This is a genomic window from Psychrobacter proteolyticus (genome assembly GCF_038155145.1).
GTDB classification, from domain to species: Bacteria; Pseudomonadota; Gammaproteobacteria; order Pseudomonadales; family Moraxellaceae; genus Psychrobacter; species Psychrobacter proteolyticus_B.
The window spans coordinates 1-211 of record NZ_JBAKAY010000211.1 but is presented as its reverse complement, the minus strand read 5'-3'; the positions used below and the strand labels follow the sequence as shown (position 1 = coordinate 211).

Here is a 211-nt window from a genome sequence, read left to right as displayed (position 1 = left end):
ATGAATAAAGTCACGGACACCTGTTCCATCGACAGTAGGATAATCATTACCTAAGATACTGAGCTTATCAAGTTTGCCGACGGCCACTTGAGAAATATAAGGCAGTAAATTGTTAGGAATATCATTAGGGTCTTCGCGAATCTGTCCTGATGTATGCGCGCCTACTGGATGTAAATATCTGAGAGCAATCAGGTTCCAACTGTCCTCAGAC

Annotated in this window: 1 pseudogene; it reads right to left on the bottom strand. The window is 42.7% G+C overall.

The window, feature by feature from the left end:
• Window positions 1-211 (bottom strand): annotated as a pseudogene (locus tag V6252_RS13565) (UDP-glucose 4-epimerase GalE); the annotation flags it as partial.